7 protein-coding genes, 1 tRNA gene and 1 pseudogene are annotated in these 7,255 nt (G+C 65.4%); 2 read left to right on the forward strand and 7 right to left on the reverse strand.

Annotated elements, in window-relative coordinates:
• Together FNH05_RS27710 and FNH05_RS27715 are read right to left on the reverse strand one after the other, a co-directional pair.
• Positions 1 to 1,178: branched-chain amino acid ABC transporter substrate-binding protein (locus tag FNH05_RS27710; protein WP_246127976.1), on the reverse strand; the 1,178-nt coding region annotated here is incomplete at its 3' end.
• Between the two features lie 238 nt (positions 1,179 to 1,416).
• Positions 1,417 to 2,034, reverse strand: a complete 618-nt coding sequence (locus FNH05_RS27715) for an ANTAR domain-containing response regulator (RefSeq protein WP_144591780.1) — start codon at positions 2,032 to 2,034, stop codon at positions 1,417 to 1,419.
• Between the two features lie 195 nt (positions 2,035 to 2,229).
• On the opposite strand from FNH05_RS27715, the gene FNH05_RS27720 reads away from it, so the two are divergent.
• Positions 2,230 to 2,303: transfer RNA gene (locus FNH05_RS27720), tRNA-Leu, on the forward strand.
• Positions 2,304 to 2,944: 641 nt separating this feature from the next.
• On the opposite strand, the pseudogene FNH05_RS40110 reads toward FNH05_RS27720, so the two are convergent.
• The 4 genes and pseudogenes from FNH05_RS40110 to FNH05_RS27735 all read right to left on the reverse strand — a co-directional run.
• A pseudogene (locus FNH05_RS40110) lies at positions 2,945 to 4,096 on the reverse strand (recombinase family protein); the annotation flags it as partial.
• Positions 4,097 to 4,765: 669 nt separating this feature from the next.
• Positions 4,766 to 5,509, reverse strand: coding sequence for an IS3 family transposase (locus FNH05_RS27730; RefSeq protein WP_144591782.1), 744 nt, complete (start codon positions 5,507 to 5,509; stop codon positions 4,766 to 4,768).
• Positions 5,510 to 5,527: 18 nt separating this feature from the next.
• Complete coding sequence (locus tag FNH05_RS38330) at positions 5,528 to 5,680, reverse strand: hypothetical protein (protein WP_186382769.1); 153 nt, start codon at positions 5,678 to 5,680, stop codon at positions 5,528 to 5,530.
• Positions 5,680 to 6,003 (reverse strand): transposase, encoded by a 324-nt coding sequence (locus tag FNH05_RS27735; protein ID WP_186382770.1) that lies wholly within the window; start codon positions 6,001 to 6,003, stop codon positions 5,680 to 5,682. Before FNH05_RS27735 ends, FNH05_RS38330 begins: the two co-directional genes overlap by 1 nt.
• Positions 6,004 to 6,193: 190 nt before the next feature.
• Here FNH05_RS27735 and FNH05_RS27740 point away from each other — a divergent pair, with 190 nt between their 5' ends.
• Entirely contained in the window at positions 6,194 to 6,658 is a 465-nt protein-coding gene (locus tag FNH05_RS27740; RefSeq protein WP_144591784.1) for a hypothetical protein, read from the forward strand.
• A gap of 28 nt (positions 6,659 to 6,686) precedes the next feature.
• Here FNH05_RS27740 and FNH05_RS27745 read toward each other — a convergent pair whose 3' ends face one another.
• Positions 6,687 to 7,220, reverse strand: a complete 534-nt coding sequence (locus FNH05_RS27745; RefSeq protein WP_144591786.1) for a MarR family winged helix-turn-helix transcriptional regulator — start codon at positions 7,218 to 7,220, stop codon at positions 6,687 to 6,689.
• Positions 7,221 to 7,255 lie beyond the last annotated feature (35 nt).

The raw sequence follows: 7,255 nt of genomic DNA on the forward strand, positions 1-7,255 counted from the left end.
ATCTTGCCGTTGTCGACTTTGTAGCTCCACACGGGCGTGTCGGACAGTTCGCCCTTGTCGTTCCAATGGAACTTCTTGGTCAGGCCCTGGCCGTTGTAGTTCTTGACGAAGTTGAGCAGGCCGGCCCGGTCCTTGATGCCGGAGTCGATGCCCTTCAGCATGACGGTCGTGACGTCGTAGCCCTCGGGCGAGTAGGTGCCCGGGTCCGCGCCCTCGATCTGCTTGAAGGCGGCCGTGAAGTCCTTGAAGTTGTCCTCCGGGACGCACGGGCAGGTGAAGTAGGCGTTGGCCGAGGCCGAGCCCGCACCCTTGATGAACTCGTTGTCCTTGACGCCGTCCGGTCCGACGAACTTCGCGGTCACGCCCTTGTCGTTGAGCTGCTGGGCGAACGGGCCCGCCTCGGGGTAGTAGCCCGCGTAGAAGATCGCGTCGACCCCGGCGGAGGAGATCTTGTTGACCACCGCGGAGAAGTCGGTCTGGCCGGTCTTGACCTTGTCGGAGCAGGTGGCCTTGGCGCCCAGCGCCTGGGTCACCTGGCCGGCCAGGCCCATGCCGTAGTCGGAGTCGTCCTCGACCACGCAGACCTTGCCCGCCTTGAGCGTGTCGGTCAGGAACTTCGCGGCGGCGGGACCCTGCACGGCGTCGTTGCCCATGCCGCGGAAGAAGGTCTTCCAGCCGTTGTTGGCCAGGCCCGGGTTGGTGGCCGACGGCGAGATGCTGACCAGGCCGGCCTGGTTGAACAGGTTGCCCGCGGCCTTCGACTCGCCCGAGAAGGGCAGGCCCACGACGCCGATGATGTCCGCCTCGGCGATGACCTGGGTGACGATGCCGGGGGCCTTGTCGGGCTTGCCCTCGGTGTCGAACTGCTTGAGCGTCACCTGGCAGTTCGGGTTGGCCTTGTTGTGCTGCTTGACGGCCAGATCAGCACCCCGAAGGATGTTCTGCCCCAGTGCGGCGCTCGCACCGTTGATGGTGCCCGCGTACGCCAGCGACACGCCGGAACAGACGGCCTTGCCGTCGCCCGCGGGGTTGGCCGCGTCGGCGGCCTGCGAAGGCGCCGCCGCCGAGCCGGTGTTGGTACCCGACGAGCTTCCCTGGTCACGCGCGGCGCATGCGCCCAGCGCAAGCGAGGCCGCCGCGGCCAGCGCGATGACTCCGGTGAGCCGTGCTCTTGACACTCGTTCCTCCCAATGCCGGTTTGGCCGCGGGGTTGGCGGCCCTCCCCCTTTTCGGGGGACCTGACTTGGCCGCTGACCGTAGCGTTCCGGCATCGAGGCTGCCCAGCGTCACCCCGGGGTTGTTTCCACATCGTGACGGTGGCACCTATTGTTCATTCACGATTTACACCCGACTGTTGGAATACAACAGCCGGGTGGTAGCAATCAGTGACTTCCGCTCATCCGAGCGGGTTATGGATCAGTGCTGCCCGATGCTTTCCACCACCGCCTGCGCGACGGCCTTCATCGTGGTGCGCCGGTCCATGGCGGTCCGCTGGATCCAGCGGAACGCGTCCGGCTCGGAAAGCCCCTGGTGGGTCATCAGCAGGCCCTTGGCCCGGTCGATGACCTTGCGGGTCTCCAGGCGGTCGGTCAGGCCGGCCACCTCCGCCTCCAGCGCCTGCAGCTCGGCGAACCGGCTGATCGCCAGCTCGATGGCCGGGACCAGGTCACGCTTGGCGAACGGCTTGACCAGATAGGCCATGGTGCCGGCGTCGCGGGCGCGTTCGACAAGGTCGCGCTGACTGAAGGCGGTGAGTATGACAACGGGTGCGATACGGTCGCCGGTGATCTTCGCCGCCGCCTCGATGCCGTCCAGCTTGGGCATCTTGACGTCCAGGATCACCAGGTCCGGCTTGAGTTCGGCAGCGAGCTTGATGGCCTCTTCGCCGTCGCCTGCCTCGCCCACCACCTGGTATCCCTCTTCGCGCAACATCTCGACGAGGTCAAGCCGGATCAGTGCTTCGTCTTCGGCGACGAGCACCCGACGCTGCGGCTCGGTGGCGACACCGTTGGCCTCGGCAGCCACTTCGGTCACCGGGGTCCTCCTGCGTGCTCGACGGAATGGGAATTCGCGGCGTTTCGCCGCGATCCGAGCCTACCCGGAACGATCCAGTTCGTGAGATGGCGTTCACCACGTGGTGTAAACCGTCCATCCGGTGTAAACCTTCGTCACGCTGGGCTACCCCCGGTGCCCGGCCCGCATGCCCGTGCGCGTAGAGTCTGCCCCAGCGCCCCCGTAGCCCAACTGGCAGAGGCAACGGATTCAAAACCCGTCCAGTGTGAGTTCGAATCTCACCGGGGGCACGCGCGGCAATCACACCAGTGTTGACCTGCGGCTTCGCCGGTGTTGGCGGCGTGGCCGCAACCGAGTCCCTGATCTCCGCGGCCACCGCGCCGATGTGATCCATGCTCCGGCCAGGCAGAGTGATGTTGATCAAGGCGTGGTCCGTTTCGTGATCGACATGGACGCTGAGCTTTGTGAGTTCGTAGAGACGGACCTGAAGCTCGGCAGGTGCGCGATCCAAGTTCAGAGCCAAGTGCGGCAGTAGGTCGACGAGGTTGAGGTCGTCGGCGGTGGCCGCCGATGGCGCTTGCGCGTCGTGGTGATCGAGTTCGGTGATCTGATCCAGCACGAGCCGGTGCTCGGTGCCGAGAGCGTTGTATCGCTCCCGGAGCCCTTGGGTGAAGGGATCGGTTGGGTCGGCATTCTCAGCCTGGTTGAGCAGGTTGCTCTGCTTGCGTACCAGGTCGGCGGCACGCTTCTGCAGGCGCACGCGACGCTCGGCACGTTCCTGACGTTCACGGTCGTCGACTTGCTCCAGGTACGGTGCGAGCAGGTCCATTCGACGGTGGCCGAACAGGTACTGTGCGTAGATAGTGTTCAAGGCATCGAGGATCGCGTCCTCCCGCATATACACGGTCTGAGGGTGGTCGGCGAACTTGTCCATGCGCCCGCGGTTGTTGTTCTTCGGCCAGCACCGGTAGTAGCTATGCCCACGATGATGGTGTCCGAGCATCCGCCGGCCACATCGACAGAACACACGGCCGCGAAGCACATAGGCCCGTCGGGTATTCACATGCCGGTTACGGTCGCTACCGTCCCGTGAGCCACGCTTGGCCAGCCGACGCGCGACCAACTCGTCGTACATCCATTTCGGGATCAGCGGCTCGTGCGCCGGCTCGACCGACCACACCCACATTTCCGGCGGGTTGACGACCCCGGTGCCGCCGCGACTGCGGCGGGCCCGACGGTTGTACACCTGATAGCCGGTGTACTTCGGGTTCTTCAGCACGTCTGCCACCGCTGACTTCGACCACGCTCCCCTGGCCCGGCGCCCGCCCGGCGGTTCAGGTGGCGGGTGCACCTCCAAATCGGCGTTGCGACGTTCCGCGATCGTGTCGAACCCCAATGCCTCGTGATAGCGCCAATGCGCCATCAACGTGACCGTCTCAGCCCGCTCTCCGTCTGGCTCCAAGCGGGTCTTGGTGATCCCTTTCTCCGCCTTGACCGGGTTCGGATGCCGGTACTTCTTCGCGCGATACCCGTAGAGTGGCTTGCCGATGTTGTAGCCCTCGCGAACGTGGGTGCAGGTTCCACCCCAGGACTGTTCGAGCATGTTGAGCACTTCGTACTCAGCGACCGACTGGTTGATCCGCCGCTGCAGAATCTGCTGCGCCCGGCCCCCGGTAAGCATGATCGGCTCGTTCGACGCGAACACCGCCACCCCGGCATCATCCAGCCGCCGCTCGACGCTCAAGGTTTCGTACATCTTGCGGGCGATACGGGACATCGATTCGCAGATCACCACATCAAACCGGCGACCCGGCGTCGCCGCCTCGGCCAGCAGATCACTGATGCCGCCGTCCCGAGCGATCGGGATATCGAACCGCTCATAGTTCGACTTCCGCCCCCGCTTGTCCAGTTCCATCCGGCCGGACTCGACGTCGTAAAAGTGCGCCACGATCACCCAGGATTCCGGCAACGCCACCTTCGAGCGCTCCAACTGGCGCAACAAGGACTGCCGTGGATCCTGATGCTCCTCGGTCGAGGTCCGGCCCACCCAGGCCACCCGAACCTCCTTACCTCGCACCGTCATCGGCAACCCGAAGGGCGATACCGCCAAATCGGACAGTCGCTCCTGCCCTACCCGGGCCCCCCGCCGGGGGTGGAGGATCTGTTGTGTCAGTCATGCCGCGCGCTCCTCGGGCTCGTCCCCAATGCTTTCTTTACCTTCGAAGTCCTTTTGCGCCCAGACCAGTAAGGTCCCGCACCACTGTCGCGAGCTCGGTGGCGAGCCAGTCGGCCTCCGCACCCTGGTTCACGTGGACGGCGGCAGTGAACTCCCAGCTGTGCTGCACAGTGCGCCCAGTGCCGCGCCGAACTCGTGGAAACGGGATGACCTCGGCACCACCGGAACCGGCGTGCTCTTCATGCACTTCCCGGTGCTCATGTTCGCGCCACTTCATGAGCCTGCCCAGCAGTTCTCGTCTCGGCCCACGCGCTCCCTACCAGCGCTGGCGACACCCGCTCCCCCATCAGACACGGAAGCAGGATGTAGGATGCAGGACAAGCATTTCCTCGTCGGTGCGCGGCCAGTATGCCGCGTACCAATAAGCGATGCTCGTCATTACACACCACCTAGTTTCATTTCTCTTACGGGCTAGAGATTCCAAGCGCCCACCGGTTTTCGGTGGGCGTCTGGTGTATCCACGCTCTGTATGCCGCGTTGGTCAAGTGAGGTTCCCCCCGAAGGGTGGACAGGTGGTCAAGCAGCTTTCGCTGTTCCTGTCAGGGACTGCTCGTAGCCGGCAGGGTTGAGCATCCCGATCGCGGAGTGACGGCGGTGATTATTGTACCTGTTGATCCAATTGTCAACCGCAGCAACAAGTTCTGCCGTGGTAGCAAAGGTATGACGGTAGTAGTACTCGTGTTTGAACGTCGACCAGAATGATTCTGCGGGGCTGTTGTCCCAGCAGATTCCGGTTGCGCCCATCGACCGTTTCAGGTTGTGCTTGGCGCAGGCCTGCACGGTCAGCGCCCCGGTAAGCTCCCCGCCACGGTCGGAATGCAGCACAGTACCGGCGACATTGCCACCGTGGCAGGCTACTGCGGCGTCGATGGCCTGGCACACCATGTCCGCGCCGATATGGTCGGACACAACATGCCCCAGCACGCGGCGGGAATGCCCCCGGATCGCGCACAGGTACATATCACCCTCACCACAGGTGAGGTAGGTGATGTCGGTCAGCCAGACCGCGTCCAGGCGGCCCTGGTCGAACCGCCGCTGCACCAGATCCGGCGGAAACGACGCCGCTGGATCTGCCACCGTGGTCCGCACTGTGAAGGTGCGCGGGCTGATGCCTTCGATCCCGATCTCGGCCATGATCGCGGCAACGGTTTTCTCGTTCACCGTCTCACCGCGTTCCCGCAACTCGGTGATGATCCGCGGGGATCCGTACGTACCGTCGGAGTCAGCGTGCACGTCCAGGATCTTCACCGAGATCAGCACGCCACTGCTGCTGCGGCGTCAGCACCGTCGCCGCGGCGCGTTCACGTACGCGTAATAGCCCGAGGTCGACACACCCAACAGCCGCGCCATGCGCCTCACCGAAAACCGCTTACCCGCCGAGGTGGCGGTGCGGGTGCCGGCGGTCTCGTCGGGGCCGGCGTACTTCGCCATCAGACCCAACCGGGCCGGTTCTTCTGCATCGCCGCAAAGTACGCCGAGGCTTTTACCAGGAAGGCGTTGTCCTTCTCCAGCTCCGCCACCTGCCTGCGCAATCGCAGCAACTCGGCCCGCTCAGCCGACTCCAGAGGCGTGTCCCCGTGAACCTCAGCAGCGGCGATCCTGCGCCGCTCGTCTTTGATCCAGACACTCAACATCCCCGCGTCAATCCCCAACTCGCGGGCAACCTCAGCAATCGTGCGCTCAGAATCGATCACACGATGCGCAGCCTCAACCTTGTACTCGGCCGAGTACGACCGACGCTTACGAGGAGGCATAACGGACATCCTTTGACTCCACCATAGAGCCCCGCCCGATCGCCGAAGTCACCGACCGGCACGATCGCGAAGCGGCAACCAGGGGAAATCCGGGACCATTCGACATAAAAGGCACGTTCACGATCCGGCGCCGAACGTCCACACCGGAAGATCTCTCGCGCTTTTGATTGCATCATGCAATGCTTGTCCTGTGCAGGACCACGAGGCGGAGCGAAGCGACACCGGATTTGCCGCCCTCGAAGAACTACTCCGGGACGACTTGGAAACGACGATCGCCCGAACACTGACCGAACGGTCCCCGGAACCGGCGCGCACCTTCGCCACCCGTCTCGCCACCACCGACCATGCGGCCGCGGCCCACCACCAGGAGGCCGCCGGTCTCGGCCGGTCGATCGCCTTCTACCTGCTGGCCCGCTCGATCATGAGCACCCGAGGGCCCGGCGACGGCAATGTCGATCCGGCGGTCGAGTGGGTGGGCCGGACGTTGGGTCCGCACTGCGCGACGGCCGCCGCCACGGCGGCACGTCTGGTCCGGATGTCCAAACGTGTCGATGCGCGCGACAGCGAGCAACTCGGCGAAGACCTGCTCCCCGCACTGGTCTGGCTGGCCTCGAGCCTTGCCGCGACCCGCGGGCACGGCGCCCCCGTGTGGTAGCGCCCCGTGCGAGCCGACGAGCTTCGGATCACACCCACAGGGTGTCGGTGCCGTCGCGGAGGGAGGGCTCGTCCCCGGCTTCGGTGAACGCGGTGAGCGCGCGCACGAGTCCGCGTCGGGTGGTGATCGGCATGCGGGCGACGATGCGCGTGATCTCCGCGCGCCGTCGCTGGGTCACCTCGGCCACGACCGCCGCCCCGGTTTCGGTGAGCGACACGACGAGCTCACGCCGCGAGGCGGGGTTGGCCTCCCGGCTGACCAGGTCCGCGGCCACGAGCCGGTCGACCATGCGCGTGGCAGTGGAGGGGTTGACCGCGAGGTACTCGGCCAGTGTGGTCAGCTTCAGCGGCCCCCGGCTCTCCAGCACAACGAGCAGCCGGAACTGCGGGATGGTGATCGACTCGTCGACCGCCGCGATCGAGCGGGCCGACACCGCGACCAGCAGCCGCGAGGCGGTGAGCACGGCGTCGGTCATGGCATCCACGTCGTCCGGGGCGGGCTCAGGGGAGGGCGCGTCCCGACCGGAGGTCACGGCGACACGCAGCGGACGACGTGTGGACATACCACAACGTTACCGCATCCCAGAAACCCATGGCA

The sequence above is a fragment of the Amycolatopsis rhizosphaerae genome (genome assembly GCF_007713715.1).
GTDB lineage: Bacteria > Actinomycetota > Actinomycetes > Mycobacteriales > Pseudonocardiaceae > Amycolatopsis_E > Amycolatopsis_E rhizosphaerae.

Coding starts and splice junctions, on each gene's coding strand:
- FNH05_RS38330 (WP_186382769.1), bottom strand. CDS start 5,680: ATGGCGAAGTACGCCGGCCCCGACGAGACCGCCGGCACCCGCACCGCC.
- FNH05_RS27735 (WP_186382770.1), bottom strand. CDS start 6,003: ATGCCTCCTCGTAAGCGTCGGTCGTACTCGGCCGAGTACAAGGTTGAG.
- FNH05_RS27745 (WP_144591786.1), bottom strand. CDS start 7,220: ATGTCCACACGTCGTCCGCTGCGTGTCGCCGTGACCTCCGGTCGGGAC.